At 34.5% G+C, this 14,959-nt stretch carries 9 protein-coding genes; 7 read left to right on the top strand and 2 right to left on the bottom strand.

What is annotated here, in order from left to right:
- Positions 1–6: 6 nt before the first annotated feature.
- A complete protein-coding gene (locus tag UABHE_RS13285) occupies positions 7–822 on the top strand; it encodes a hypothetical protein (protein ID WP_372370826.1) in 816 nt (271 codons plus the stop codon).
- 263 nt (positions 823–1,085) lie between these two features.
- On the opposite strand, the gene UABHE_RS13280 is transcribed toward UABHE_RS13285, so the two are convergent.
- Complete coding sequence (locus tag UABHE_RS13280) at positions 1,086–5,027, bottom strand: DUF4062 domain-containing protein (protein WP_372370825.1); 3,942 nt, start codon at positions 5,025–5,027, stop codon at positions 1,086–1,088.
- Positions 5,028–5,348: 321 nt separating this feature from the next.
- Between UABHE_RS13280 and UABHE_RS13275 the strand changes: the two genes are divergently transcribed.
- Positions 5,349–6,230 carry a DHH family phosphoesterase gene (locus UABHE_RS13275; protein ID WP_372370824.1) on the top strand — a complete coding sequence of 294 codons (882 nt, stop codon included), beginning with the start codon at positions 5,349–5,351 and terminating at the stop codon, positions 6,228–6,230.
- Positions 6,231–6,358: 128 nt separating this feature from the next.
- Entirely contained in the window at positions 6,359–7,303 is a 945-nt protein-coding gene (locus UABHE_RS13270; RefSeq protein WP_372370823.1) for a hypothetical protein, read from the top strand.
- 223 nt (positions 7,304–7,526) lie between these two features.
- Here UABHE_RS13270 and UABHE_RS13265 read toward each other — a convergent pair whose 3' ends face one another.
- On the bottom strand, positions 7,527–10,025 hold the full coding sequence (locus tag UABHE_RS13265; RefSeq protein ID WP_372370822.1) for a pentapeptide repeat-containing protein: 2,499 nt from the start codon (positions 10,023–10,025) through the stop codon (positions 7,527–7,529).
- 29 nt (positions 10,026–10,054) lie between these two features.
- Between UABHE_RS13265 and UABHE_RS13260 the strand changes: the two genes are divergently transcribed.
- The 4 genes from UABHE_RS13260 to UABHE_RS13245 all read left to right on the top strand — a co-directional run bounded on the left by UABHE_RS13260 (position 10,055) and on the right by UABHE_RS13245 (position 14,831).
- On the top strand, positions 10,055–11,839 hold the full coding sequence (locus tag UABHE_RS13260) for a hypothetical protein (RefSeq protein ID WP_372370821.1): 1,785 nt from the start codon (positions 10,055–10,057) through the stop codon (positions 11,837–11,839).
- Between the two features lie 99 nt (positions 11,840–11,938).
- Entirely contained in the window at positions 11,939–12,538 is a 600-nt protein-coding gene (locus UABHE_RS13255) for a sigma-70 family RNA polymerase sigma factor (RefSeq protein WP_372370820.1), read from the top strand.
- Positions 12,535–14,037 (top strand): protein kinase, encoded by a 1,503-nt coding sequence (locus UABHE_RS13250; protein ID WP_372370819.1) that lies wholly within the window; start codon positions 12,535–12,537, stop codon positions 14,035–14,037. The genes UABHE_RS13255 and UABHE_RS13250 overlap by 4 nt, the downstream gene beginning before the upstream one ends.
- A 92-nt stretch (positions 14,038–14,129) precedes the next feature.
- Positions 14,130–14,831, top strand: coding sequence for a hypothetical protein (locus tag UABHE_RS13245; protein WP_372370818.1), 702 nt, complete (start codon positions 14,130–14,132; stop codon positions 14,829–14,831).
- Positions 14,832–14,959 lie beyond the last annotated feature (128 nt).

Here is a 14,959-nt window from a genome sequence, read left to right as displayed (position 1 = left end):
AAAAGCATGAAAAAATCTACACTCGGACGATTGTTGCTAGTTTTCGTTGTATTCACAACTTTACATACCCAAGAAAAAAGCGATTTGCAAAAAAATGCGGATGATAGTGCCAAAACGTTTTTACAAACTACAAGAAAAGAATTTCTCAAACGTATTCGATTTGCTTCTCAAAAAGCATGTGACAATGGCTTTGAAAAATTTATTCGCGGATATGAGGTGGTGCAGCCTGATCGCCAGCAAATTTTAAAATCGTTAGATCAGTATAACGGAAAAATAATTGCTAATGCAAAGTTTAGGAAAGTAAAGTGGCATCAAAAAGGGTGGTTTTTAAAACACAATAAAGAAATTTTTTCTTATGTATGGGACCCAGCATTGTGGGAACGTTTTCGAGCGATAGAACTAGAACATTTCAAAATGTTTCGTGGTATAAGAAAAAAAATTGCAAAATACTATAACGTACCAGAAGATTCTCTTTCTGATTGGAAACATCCTGGACTTTGGAGCATAGAGTTTGTTGCTGTTGTGGACGGTAAAACGAGTTTTAGGCAAGAAGTTGAGGTTTGTGATGCCAAAGGTCGTGTTGTTGGTAAGGGAAAAAGCAAAGCAATCTCTGTCGTTAACCTTCGTATTGTTGGTCTCAAAAGCCGTTACTTTACAGTGTGGCTGGGAGGAACTGACACAAATAAAAATCTCGATATTTCGGATCTACCTTTCAGTAAAAAAATAGAGTTTCCTATAGAAAAAAGTAGCTCCGTGGATTCGCACACTGGTAGTCCTATACAAGTAAGATTTTTTTGTAAAAATATACAAGATGCCAAATAAATCCAAATTGAAGAATCTAAGCTTGAATAATATCTTATAAACGAAAGTAGTAACCTAGGATAATCAATTCGAACTTTCACATACCTGAATTCCCATTTTTGTGGGAATGACAGGTTTTCTTGAGTTTACAGCCAATTGCATGATATAAGAAAATTACAGCCTGCTATAGTATTACCTATTTTCTCAAGCCGGTTTATATTATTTGGTTTTTGTCAGCTTGAATGATGACACGTCTTAGTATTCTACGAAAAAGTATTTTTATTCTAGCAAGTAATTTTTAGCACTCCGACGGAGCGTTCATTTGATTTATAAACGCCAACTATGTGATTATCGACAACAGAAACAAACGACATTTTTTCGGGAATGTGAACAATTTCTTGGTTATTTTTTACAATAGTGGTTTGCCAGCTTTCAGTTAAACTAAAAACATCTTGCCGACAATAACTCTCTAAATCAACCTGCCCATTTATCTGACGTACGCAACTTCCACTTGTTGTATCCCATATAAATGTTTGATGATCGCGACTAACGGAAATTAGACTATTATTTTTGAATCGCATTTGAGTAATTACATCTTTGTGTCCCGTTAGAATATGTAGACACGCTCCAGTATCTACGTCCCAGATTCGTATAATACCAGAGTGACCACTTGCTGAGGCAACTTTTGAACTGTCATAGTGAAAGGCAACGCTTGTTACGCCAATTTCATGCCCATGCATTGTACGAATGCAATTGCCATTCATGTCCCAGATTTTTAATGTTTTATCGCGAGAACCAGAAGCAATTAAATTTTGTTTCGGATCTAGACCCACACACTCAATCCATCTTTTGTGTCCTTTGTAGACTTTCAAACATTTACCATCAGCAACATTCCATAAACGCATAGTATTGTCAAAATAACCGATAGAAAGTAATTGTTGATCATTGTGGCAAAATAAAACATGAGAGACAATTCCTTTGTGTCCTTGCAAGAGGTGAATGAAGTCTCCGCTTTGCAAGTTCCATAAGCCAATATCACCTTGACGGCTGCCTACAACAACTTTAGTTTCATCTTTACTGGTACTAACGCAACGTATTTTCATATTGGTGGAAATACTTTTGTTACATTCTCCGCTTTTTATGTCCCACACTTTAATAAATTGATCTTTCGAACCTGTTACGGCTTGTGCGCGCTCAGTTAAAATAGATAAACTACGAATTCTCTCTTTATGTCCCTTTAAAGTGAACTGAGCTTTGTAGTCTTGTGATTCATAGCGACCGATATCCCAAAGAGATACAGAACCATCTCTTGCTCCACATGCTAAATATTTTCCATCTAAACTAACTTGTAAACTAGTTACTTGCCAATTATGATGTTTCCAACCCATCACAATATTGCCGGTGATGATATTTGTAATGCATATCGAACGATCGTCGCCTCCTGAAACTAGCAAATGGGTGTATGGAACAAAATCTATAGCATTTACACTATCATAATGATTTTCAATGACTTGCATACATTCTTTGTTGGTAACACTCCAAACGCGAATGCTATTATCTTTAGAGCAGGAAGCTAGGTACTTTCCATCAAAACTAAATTTTAAATCGTTTACAATTCTCTCATGGCCTTGTAAAGAGCAAATACATTCATTGTTCTGCCAAATTTTTATTTCGCCGTTTTTTGATGCCGAAGCAAAATAGTCACCCATTACATCCAGAGCATATACAGCTTCGTTATGACCTTCTAAAAAACAGACTTGTTTACCATTGTTAACATTCCATATAACAATGCGCGCGTCATCTCCTCCAGAAATTAACCATTTATTTTTTTTTGTAAACTGCAAAGCAGTAATTATGCCAAGGCCACTTTCTATCATTTGGACACACTCTCCTGTTTGGGTATCCCAAACAAAAATGTAACCATCGTCTCCTGCTGTTGCAAATTTTTTACCATCACTGCTAAAAATAGTACGACGGATAATTTCTTCGTGCTCACTAATTTCGTATAAGCACTCTCCTGTTCCTGAGTTCCAAACACAAATTTTTCTATCCGTACCCACAGAGATAATGCGTTCGCGGTCTTGATTAAAGGCAACGCAAAGTACCTCGCGACTATGTCCAATAAACAATCTTCTTAGCTTAGAATTTAGGTGCGGCTCTAAAGGAGATAAGCTCTTCGCCCAAGTTTCGTGATAATTTTCGCGCCATTTTTCGACAAGCACAAATAATTGCGTTTTTTTCCAAGGTAAATACGCCGTCTCATCATAACTATAATAGTTTTTTACCTTGGGATTGTCGTACCAGTAACATCGATTCCATAAACATTGAAATAAAGATAGTGGATAACGGCGCAAGAAGCGCAAATCTAAAGAGAGAGAGTGACACAATAAACGCAACATTTCTGTACCGATTTCTACTTCCATATATTTGCTAGATGTGCTTTTTGGCATAGGTAGTAGAGGATGATACAAAGCTATTTCAAAGTCATGAACCAAATCATCAATCATTCCACTGGCTGCTTTTTTCTGAAGAAATTCAATATCACAAAGTTGTTGTAAAAGTTCCTCATATTTTTCAGCCCACAACAGTTGATAACAAACTTCTTTTAGTCCACGCGAGTATTTATGACCTTTATTTTTAAAGTAATCAGCGAGTTTTTGGTGGTAGTTTCGCAAACGGTTGCGACCTAAACGTTCCTTTATAGATCGTTCGAATTCCGCGTGGAAAAACTGCAACATTCCTCCACGTTCCACAATAAAGTGGTCTAGAGATTTAGTTATCATTAATAGCAGATCATCTCCAGTATTGTAGTATTGTTGCAGTACTTCCTGTATTTCTATTTCCATAAGACCAGCTTCACTAGCAGCTATAAATCCCAAATAGTCAAAAATCACACTAGTATTGTATTTGTCACTTAAACGTTGTACTATCTGTTCAAATAAAGAATCAATAGATGTTGCCAATTGTCCAACACCTGAGCCACTGGAGGCAATTTCTTCTAGAGCAACTTTCAAGTATAGGGGATTACCATCAGCTCTTTTTTGCAAAAGTTGAATATCTTCTGGTGAAATTTTTACTTTATGTTTCTCAACATATGTTTCGATGATAGTTGTGATTTCGTGAGTTGTTAGAGGAGGTAATTCTTGCGTTTGTACATTTATATAATCTTTAGCAATGTCAAAAGTAGACACAGGTCTTGTAGAAAGAATAATATTGATATTGTCTGGTAAATTGCTCGGTAACCATGATAAATCCTTGTTAGCTTCATCTACTTCATCAATCGCGTCGATAACAATAATTAATTTTTGGGAAGTATTTTCTAGAGCTGAGCGCATTTGAAATCTTAACTCTAAAGGGTCTTTTTTAGGAACCTCTTCTAATAAACCATAAAAATACATTTGCTCGACAATACTAGCAATAAATTCACGAGCGCTACTGTTAACACTAAAAAAATAGCGTAAGATAGTGATTTGAGGATTTTGTTGTTTCCAATGTTTATAAAACTGCGCTATTATTGCCGATTTTCCTGTACCTGCAAGAGCATGTATTACCAAATAATTTTGTTGGTTTTTACTGTTAGCAAATTCCCATATTTTTTGTGAAAAACTATCACGACCCACAAAGCCTTGCAATTTTTCGCGCGCAAAATCTTCCATCAACGTTTCGCGAGCATTTGCGTCATTTTCAGTTGTAGATAAGAGAGGGTAGTGTTCATCGATTTTTTTGCGCATATGTTCGACAATAAAGGCAAGCATTGATTTTGTATCTGCAAATTCAAAAACATCTTCTCCTTGTGCTTTTAAATGTTTTTTTAAAGCCAGTATGGACGCTCGATCTTTAGTGTCCTTTATTTCTCGATGTAAAATACAAAAAAAACGTTTACCGCGATCGGTATGTAAAAGCGCATGCCTTATCTCCATTTCTGTTACCGAGATACCCGAAAAATTCTTCTTTCCCCAGGCATCTTGTGGAGGACGCCAACCATAACGACTTCCTAATATACCTACAAAATATTCGCAGCGTTCCACCATTTCAATACACCATTTTACAATAGAATCGCGCTCATGTTTTTGACGCCATCTTAAATCGTAAGTCATAAAAGAAAGCTGTCGTTCAATTAATTGAGATTTAAGTTTACGAAATTGTTTAGCCAATTCATCGCGTTCAAGTTCTAAGTCAACAAAGGTAGAACTTAAAAATAACTTAAGTGTTTTCCAAATATTCATGAGTTTCCTTTTGATATGTATTTTAAGTGGGTCGTGAAAAATTTTTGATTACATTTTAAGTCAACATAGAATTTGACTATTAGAGAAGGGCATCCGAGAGACATATCGCTATGGCTATTTAGCTGAATACTTGACACCGCTACGATACTCAAAGACAAGTTATGCGGTTCCAGAAACTTTTGTGACTTGCTTAGTAACTCTTTTATTGTATTTGTTTGATAAGTTGTTATAGTGAAGAATTCTTCACACTTTTCTTCGATCTTAACAAGTCGCAAAAAGTTTTGGACTTGTTAAAATCCAAATAAATTTAAAGGTTCTTGTATGATTTTAGTTACACATAATGATTTAGATGGCGTTGGTTGCGAGATAGTTGCTCGTTGCTTTTATCCTGAAATTACCCCTGATAAAGTTTACCATTGTGATTATGGCATTGTAAACGAAACAGTAAAAAATATTCTCACAGAAACAAAAGAAAAGCTAATCGTAAGTGATGTATCTATTTCAGAAGAAACAGCAATTCTTATAGATGAGAAATATGCAAAACGCGTGTTGTTGTATGATCATCATCAAACCTCTGAGGAATATTTAAAAGACTATAGTTGGTGTGTGATTGATCAACAAAAAAGTGCCACCAAAATTATTTTTGACGATAGCTGCACAAGAAAACCAGGGTGTAAAGTTCCTCTACATCTGCCAGCTTTTGTGTATTACGTTAATGACTATGACCTATGGCTACATACACTACCTTACGCAACGCAGTTTAATGATCTTTTCGGTTTACTGGGTAAAAGAAAATTTGTGGACACCATGCTAAGTCGTTTACGCAAAAAAGAAGCTTTGATAAGTAGTAACGATACTTTATTTTTAGACGCTCTTTCTGTAAAAAAAGAATGGTATTTTAAAAACAAAATTGAAAGCGCTGTTGTCGATGGAGATCGTCTTCTTATTGTTGCTAATCTTCACAGATCTGACCTTGCAGGGTATGTTCGTGGTCTAAAAAATCCTCCTGCAGAGTGGAAAGATGTCAAATATATTGATATGGTCAATGTTGAAAAAGGTACCCACTCTTTACGTTCGTATGATAATGAATTTGATGTCAGTAAAATTGCTGAACAATTTGGGGGCGGAGGACACAAAAATGCTGCTGGATATGCAGATAAAGACTTTGACATCTATTCTTTTTTGGGTTTGAAAGATACGTAGAGATAATGCTTTGTACAAGCTATCTTTTATTATATAATATGTTTTGTTTTAGGACGCGCTCCTATTCAATTTTACAAGAGTAGAATACTCTTACATTGAACACAGGGCATTTCTCATAAGGAATCGCTATGTTAAAAAATATTTTGTTATCACTTATAATTGCGTTTAGTTTTATTGCTGCAGAAAATGCAAATATTGCTCAAAGAGCTAATAGTCTAGAATTTTTGGGGAAATGGGTTGTTGAACGTAGCACGGAGGCTGTTACGCAATTAAAACAAGACGATAAACTTCTTCAATACAATGGCTTTACAGATTTTCCTGCAGGCTCTGGCCACCATGTGGCTGATAGTAAAACTTTTGCACGTATTATTGTATCATCAGAGTGCGGTTATGCACTTCCTAGCGGGCTTGACTATGCAACACATTCTGTAGCAAAAGTAGAAGCTGGTGATGTTTTACAAAAGAATTCACCTGAAGCACATACAATGGTTGTTATTGATGTTCAAGGTGAAGAAGTGACTGTAATTCACAGTGGGTGGGGAGCCCATCACTGTGTCTCTCGAAATGTTTTCGTAAAATCTTTTTTACAAGAAAATAATTTCAAAGTATTTAAACCAGGAATTGATCCTGTTGCAAATGATATTGAACCTGAGGTTAGACAGCAAGCACAAGCACGAGTACTTGGTTCTTATCGTGTCGTTGTTACTGGGCAACAAGATTATTTCCCTATAAGCCAAGGTACTATCATTAGTCACAGTGGTCCTGGTGGAAAAGTGATTGTTAACGAAACAAGAACTGTTTCTAACAAAGTTTCAGCAAGTGTAGGTATTAAAGCAGACATTGTTACTGCTGGAGTAGGTTTTGATGTAACCAGTACATTTTCTCGGTCTCTTTCATACTGGCGAGATGTTGCACCTGGAAAATATGCTTATGTAGATCTTGTTTATAAATACACTGTTAAAAACTTTGATATATACTACAAACCTTTTCTTGGTAGTGAAAAGCGCGTTGGATCAGGAAAAGCTTATCGCTGGCAAGCTGTTCAATTCAATTATCGCGAGTCAAATAACTAAGAAGTTTTGTATGAAAAAAATCCGTTTATGTTAGTTTGTAGGGGTGCCGTCATTTTGGAGCACATCTTAGGGATGTGGTCGAAAATAGTTTACCATTTTACATATTCTTTTATTTTTCAGCGTCGTTATTTTTCAATTACAGAAACTGGCTATGTGCATTCAAAATGCCTAGCTGATAAAATAAAATCTCCATGTAAAATCAGGTAAATTATTTCGACACCCCTTAGCGGATTTTTTCGTTCAAGATCTTTTGTCTTTCTATTTTCCTAATTAAATTTAGTATTTGGTGATAGGGATCTTTTTTTAGATGTTCAATAAACTCTTTGTTATAATATCCAGATTCCACCAAAGCTTTTAAACTGTATAAACGTAATTTATTATCAGTGTGGGTAATATTTTGCATAAGAAAACGGTGGATCCCTGGTGAACGTTTTATTTGTGATTTTGCAAATAGCTGTGTTGCTAAACGCCGCACACTTATCTTTTCGTCTTGAAGGCACTTCTCAATAATATGAGTGATGTTTTGTGATTTTGATTTCATTAACGCTTTTAATAAACTTCTTCTTACTTGGGGATCTTTATCTCGAACCATCGGTAAAATTAAGGACGTTATTGTTGTTATATCGCTCATTTTTTGTAAAACTTCGAGTAGATCAATTTTTACGCGCCGTTTTGCTTTAGGCCAAATGTTAGAAATTAACGGTAAAGTTCGTTTCTCCATAAATCCTAAAGAAACTTTTGCTGCCTCCTTTTCAAGCAAATCGTCAATAATAATCTGCACTAGCATGTCAATGACCTCTGGCGACACAGCAACATAGCGGAGTTGGTGTATACAAGAGTTACGAACTCGATAATCGTTGGTTGAATTCATAATACTAAGTAGCATTTTTTCATTGGATAATGACTTTTCTAAATACGAAAACACTGCTAATTGCTTTAATAATACACCATGATTCTCTTCGTTTTTCATAGCCCTAAAAAAATCATTCATGATAGCATTTTTTTGTTCTCCCAATGAATGCACACTAATTACCGCTAAATATCGTATATTCGCTTCTTTTGCTTTTAGCAGTTTCTTTATTACTCCAATGGCCTTAACTTGTCCTAGAGTTCGCGCAGCATAGTTAGCTGTTTTAGGGTTTTCACCATACAAGCATTTCTCAATACTGTTCGTGGGAATATGTAAATCCATATTTTGACTGAGGTTTCCTAAACAAAACAATATGCGATTTTTCAGATGGGCGCTCTTTTCTTTCAGTAACCGTTCGCATAACAATGGAATTGTACCGGAAGGTAAATAATGACTTCCAGAGATTGCTAAAACCACCTCTCCAAGTACATTTTTATCTTGGGAATGTAAATATTTAAATAAACGCGGACGAACTAAACTAAACGATGGCATTTGTGAGATAGCGCGAATTGTAATGACACGTACTTTGGAATCGTTCACTTCCAAATTTTCGAGTAACAAAGGCAAAGCTTTTCCTGCTAAATGTCCCATTTGTAGAATTACTTTTGTTGCTGCAATGCAAATATCGCGATCTGTGCTTTTTAGGAGTTTTAAAACAATAGGTAAAGCCGCAAAACCCTCGTCTCTCATACCTTCGACAATTTCTAATGCTGCCAATCGTTGTTTTTTATTGCCAAAATATAAAACTTTTAACAAATACTTTAACGCTGGACGATTAATCATGCTTAGAACTTTGAGGACTTTTTCGCGAACTTCAGGAACATCTTCCACTAATCGCGAAATTAAAATTTTAATAACTTGTGGATGTGACTGGGTTTCTCGCGAGGACATTTTTAAATCAGAGATTGCTTTGTAACGCGTTTTAGTTTCATGATGATGAAGTTTGTAAGATAAAATATAAAAAAACAAATTTTGACGAAAATAGAAGCTCATAAGGCCTGCAAAAATTAAAAATACTCCTCCTAGAAGTAAGTACTTTTTAAAATGAGAAGTATTAGAGATGGATTTAAACTGTTCTTTTTGCGGTTCATTTTTTTGTGCATGAATTTTTGTAGGTAAAAAACTTATATCCGTTTCTAGCGAACTAGAAGTAATTTTCTCGGATTTTTGTCGTTGTTTTTTTTTGGGGACAATCAATTCTTTTTTCGCATTGCTGTGGAAGAATTGTTGCAAATTTTTATGTTGTTTCGAAAATAACAAAATATCTTTCAACAATAAGTGTGCGTTCTCGTTTGTAATATATTTGCCGTCTATTGTGCACTTACTACATTTTATATTTACAACTTTCGCTGCGCGCCCCTGGCAATTATTTAAGCAAATATTGTCTACAAGAGTGTTCTGCAAACGTATCTTTCTGTAACAAACTTGATCAAAACGGCATCCACGTAGGTCACTCCCTGTAAAATCACTTCCAAGTAAATTTGTGTCGAAAAAACATATGTTCAAAAAATGAGCATCAATTATTTTTGTTTTTGCCATATTGCAATGTTTGAAAGAAGCATTCTGTGCATAACTTTTATAGAAGGAACTGTTTTGTAAATTACAATCTGTAAATACAGTATCTTTTAGGTAAGATTTATCAAATAACACTCCATTTAAATTAGCTGACGATAGATCACAATACGATAAATTTACCGATGATAGATCTATAAATTCTTTCGGATTTTGTTTACGCCATGTATTCCATTGTGTGTTACAATTGTTCTGTTTACAAGATTGTAGAATAAGCTCAAAATGCTTTAAATTAGCCAAAATAATCCCCTGCCGCGAAAGGTTAAAAATTGGAAGACGTGAAAAAAAAGCGCTGGAAAAAAGTCTTTGTTTATTTGAGTATTTCTATACTTTCGCTGCTATGCATTTCATTTATATTATTTTGCATTTTCATTGCTAATCCTTTTGAAAGTGCTTACAACAAAAATTTAGTTTCTCTTCTTCCTATTGAAAGTGACAGTATAGCATATATTCATGATGCAAAACAATTGTGGAGTGATGTAAAGGATCGCTTTCCATTTTCTGAAATAAAAAAAACTTTAGCATTTCGCCAGTTTGCAAGAACAAAAGAATATCGTCTTTTGAAAACGGCATGGAAAAATGCAGAGAAGCAACAACAGCAGATTGATTTTCAATTTCTGCAAGAAAAGTATTTATGGAAACTTATAAAAGGTGAAATAGCTACCTCTATACGTTTTAAAGAAAATAAATTACATTTTTTAAGTGTTGCTCGTGTTGATTTTTTAATGAGAATTGCTGAAGGAATCGCTCCTTATGTTATTCCAGATCATATGTCTCAAAAGCATGTTGTAAACTCTGTAATAAAAGAAATACACTTAGATAAAAAGAATACACTGTTTATTGCTTTTCAAAGCGATGTGTTATTTGTTTCAAATAACAAGGACTATCTACAAGAAAGTTGGCGTTTAGTTAATAAAAAAAATTCCTCTATACTGTCCCAATCAACTACTTTAAAAAATCGCGCACATAATAAAAAAACTCCTTTGTTGCTATATTCAGATAATGAGACACTAAAAAAATACATTTCATCAAAAATAGTTCATAAAATTCAACCTTTAGTAGATCTGAAAAACATTGGCCATACTCTGGTCTCTATAAAAATGCAACCGAATATTGTCATTGAAGGAATTACGAAAATAAATTCTATATCTCAATATCACGAAAAAATATATCAAATTTCTCCTCACTTATTTCGCGATGAAATTTTACCTAAGAAGGTATATTTGAAAACGCAAGTACCTATAAACATCGATATATGGGAAAAACTTTATCTACTACTTCCTCGTAAAATTCGTAAAGAAGCAGATCGTCGTATTCGCTTATTAAACAGATCTCATCGAACAGCTAGTTTCGTAGAAGATTATATCTTTAAGCATATAGATCAGCATTTGATATTAACTTCTTCATCTATTGATTATGTAAAACAAGATATTGATGTTTTTGATCCTTATCCTGCACTATGTGTATTTGCACCTTCATCTACAGCCCAGGAATTTTACAATTACTTGAAAGAAATGTTACAGCGAGAAGTAGCAAAAACTAAAGGTAAAGTAAAGGTTTTTGAGGATAAATACGGCAATCATACTTTTTTGCGTATAGATATCGGAAACTTTGATATTACTGGTGGTGCAGTGCAGCCTATTCTGACAATTTTTGATAACTATATTGTTTTCTGTAGCCACATATCCTTTTTTAAGGATCTAGTTGATATCAAAGATAAAATAGCTCCTGATTGGCGGCAAAGTAATTTATACACTTTTTCAAAAGAGGTACAGTCTCTTTCTCCACTAATAAAGGTAGAAGTTGCAAGTAGTGGTATAATAAAATATATCGAAGATTTTCAAGAGTTATGGGCAGAAGAAAAAGCGTTGGCAATATCCATCCGTAATCCTAATGGTAGGAAAATGGAGCATATTAAAGCTCAGTTACTGCGTATTTGGAAAAAATACCTTAATTATGCAAGGTCGTTTAAGATAAACCTTTCTGCTGAAATAGAAACAGCATCAGATGAAATACAATGGAATACGGCGCTTGAAATTGATTTTGTTTATTAAGTAAGCATCATGGAATTACCCAAAAAACACTGAAGTTTATCATATCTGTACACTTATAATGTATGGGCAGCATCTTTAAAAATTGTTGAGGACGCGCTTATGAAAAATTTAAATAGACCATGTTCGACAATGACAATTGAACTGATTCGGTATATCCAAAATAATCCCAATACAGTTCATCACATGGATGCTTTTTTGGCTCGCTACCAAACTCCAATTTTTAATTTTGTGCGTTTAACTGTTGGTCATTATCACGACAGTTATGATCTAACAAATAAAATTTTGTTAACGTTGTCAAAAAAAGTAAAAGAAATTCGCGAAAAAAAAGCGTTTAATGCTTTGGCGCTAATGGTAATAAAAGGAGAAATTAGTAACTATTGGAAAGGGAAAAAAACCAAAAAAGCTCAATTGATGCGCCAAGCGACAATTTATCACAACGATGAGCATATTTCACTTTTATCAACACTAGAGAGCAACGAAAAAAAAGCGGAGGAAGTACTTAGTTTGCTTGTTATTCGAGACTTGATTGAAAACGCTGAAGACCCTCTAATGAAAAAGGTTTTTGCTCTTCGTTACCGCGATGATGAAAGCATTGAATCAATTGTAAATAAACTTGGAATTACTGATTATCAAGTAAAGAAATACTTAAAGAAGATTCACGATGAAGTAAAAAGCTATTTGGAGGAAGAAGAACAATGAATGATGCTTCAAGCAAAGTCGATCAATTACTGCGTCAATGCGCTAAGTTACTTCCAGAAGATAGTTCTAATAGCATTCACAGTGATAAAACGATGAGTATGGAACCAAGCAATGATTCAACAGTATCTGCAAACCAACGCTTTGAACTACGCGAAAAAATAGGGCAAGGTGGTATGGGAGTTGTTCATAAAGCGTACGACAAAATACTCTCGCGTATTGTTGCGATCAAACAAATAATGCTCCCTTCTCCTGTCGCTTTGCAGCGTTTTCAAAAAGAAGCCGTGAACAATGCCTCTCTCCATCATCCTAATATTGTTGCTGTTCATGATTTTCAGACAATTGCCAATGCTCCATGTATAATTATGCAATATGTTGAAGGTATATCACTCGCCGACTTTTTGAGAAAAAAAAAGTTAGACTTAGGGGAAGTCTATCATATATTTCATCAAATTCTAGATGCTGTTGAATATGCTCATAAAGAAAGAATAGTTCATCGCGATTTAAAACCAAGCAACATTTTACTGGATAAAAATAACAAAGTATTTATAACTGATTTTGGTATAGCAAAAGCTCTAAATGAAGGAAATTCTAATGTGTCGACAACAGGCGAGATTATAGGAACCCCTATGTATATGTCACCTGAACAAGCACAAGGACATAAAGTCGATCGACGCACTGATATTTACTCTTTAGGCGCTATACTTTATGAAATGCTATCAGGTCAACCGGTGTTTACAGGAAATAACCCATTTACGATATTACATAAAGTAATGAATGAAAAGCCTTTGCCAATAGAAAGGCTATCTCCTAAATGGGAGAACTATTGTTTAAAAGCTTTGCAAAAAGATAAAGAACTGCGTTTCTCATCGGTAACAGAGATGAAAAAAAACTTTACGCGTCTGCATCACAAAAAGCAAAGCATTTTACAAAAATCATTTATCGCTGCTGCGGCAATTCTGTTTGTTTTTGTTATATATAATAATCAATATCTGTTTCCACAAAGCCTGATAACTCAAAAGGCACAACAACCGCCAAAAAACAAAGAGGAAAAAACGCAACCAAATAATACCGAAGAAATCTCAGAAAAAGACTCCCTTCGTCCGCAGCAAGTTATAGCTGCTAGTTTTTTAGAGCAATATGATGAGAACAATGATAATAAAATAGATATAAAAGAATGGCCCTTCAAAAAAGAGAGTTTTCGAGCTATAGACAGAAACAGGGACCAATCGTTAACGAAGCGAGAATTAAATAAAAAGATCAAGCATTTATTTAATCACATGGGGAAAAGACGCGAAATGCACTCGTGGGTACAGCGGACAAGAAAAAACAAATTGCAGAGGCGAGTACCAGCTTTTACTCATCTAGATATAGATAAAAACGGAAAGTTATCCAAAAAGGAATTCGACAAACCACTGTTTTGGAAAATAGACGAAAATAAAGATTCTTTTATTTCAAAAAAAGAATACCGTTTATTTATCCGCCATAAACTAGCAAAATAATAGCAAAAAATCGAACTTATTTTCAGAATAGAAATTTTCGTTTTATCGAATAGAAATAGAGCTCACAGAAGCGTCCTTGTAGGGGGGAATAAATGAAATTCTATCTTTTTTGTTTTATAATTTTAGCAGCAACTATTATCGCTGACGAACCATGTGCATGTGAGAAAGAACAGTTTCATATTAGCGATATGTGCACTAAATGCCGTGGAAGTGGTGAATTTACTCAAAATGAAGATGTGTATTTGTGTGGAAGTTGTTTTGGTACAGGTTGCGTTGTAAAGCATTGTGGATGCATTATTAGCACATATATTCCAGGTAATATGTCTTTATTTCAGGCAACAGAAGCTGTTAACCGCATATTACCTTATTTAAAAAAATACAATAATACTGCACATTATAAATATCAAATGTTTCGCGAAAAAGGTCTAAAAAGCGCTGCTCTTGGCATTATGTTGTTAAAAGATTACGCAGAATTAACTCTTCCTACTGTTGTAAAAACAGTAAAAAAAATGACGGAAGCAGTTAAGAAAGATGGTCACTATGGTGTTGATCCGTATTTAGAGATGATCATTATTAAAATATTTTTAGCTGCGAAAAAAGCTAGCGTTTCTCATCTTATCAAGATGATAGATGATGAAGATTGTCGTACATTTGCTATTGGGATATTGTCTGATCTTGATACTGATATATCCGAGGCAGTACCACATATTATGCGGTATAAAAACGATAAAAGAGGGGATGTACAAGAGGCTTTTAGTTATTTTGTTAAAAAAAGGAAGGATAAAAAACAATAAATAGAATAATTTTGTATCGTCGTAATTTTGTAATTGAGGGAATATGTTCGCAAACGGGCTCGGGCTCAATACTACTGGCATATAATTAAATGAATCCATTATATTTTTATCTGTATTGAATGATGACA

This window comes from Candidatus Uabimicrobium helgolandensis (assembly GCF_041508025.1).
Taxonomy (GTDB): domain Bacteria; phylum Planctomycetota; class Uabimicrobiia; order Uabimicrobiales; family Uabimicrobiaceae; genus Uabimicrobium; species Uabimicrobium helgolandensis.
Note: the sequence above shows the minus strand (reverse complement) of the source record. Positions and strands in the feature narration are given on the sequence as shown.

What these genes read in the sequence shown, in the direction of transcription:
- UABHE_RS13285 (WP_372370826.1), top strand. Translation starts at nt 7, where the DNA reads ATGAAAAAATCTACACTCGGACGATTGTTGCTAGTTTTCGTTGTATTC.
- UABHE_RS13280 (WP_372370825.1), bottom strand. Translation starts at nt 5,027, where the DNA reads ATGAATATTTGGAAAACACTTAAGTTATTTTTAAGTTCTACCTTTGTT.
- UABHE_RS13275 (WP_372370824.1), top strand. Translation starts at nt 5,349, where the DNA reads ATGATTTTAGTTACACATAATGATTTAGATGGCGTTGGTTGCGAGATA.
- UABHE_RS13270 (WP_372370823.1), top strand. Translation starts at nt 6,359, where the DNA reads ATGTTAAAAAATATTTTGTTATCACTTATAATTGCGTTTAGTTTTATT.
- UABHE_RS13255 (WP_372370820.1), top strand. Translation starts at nt 11,939, where the DNA reads ATGAAAAATTTAAATAGACCATGTTCGACAATGACAATTGAACTGATT.
- UABHE_RS13250 (WP_372370819.1), top strand. Translation starts at nt 12,535, where the DNA reads ATGAATGATGCTTCAAGCAAAGTCGATCAATTACTGCGTCAATGCGCT.
- UABHE_RS13245 (WP_372370818.1), top strand. Translation starts at nt 14,130, where the DNA reads ATGAAATTCTATCTTTTTTGTTTTATAATTTTAGCAGCAACTATTATC.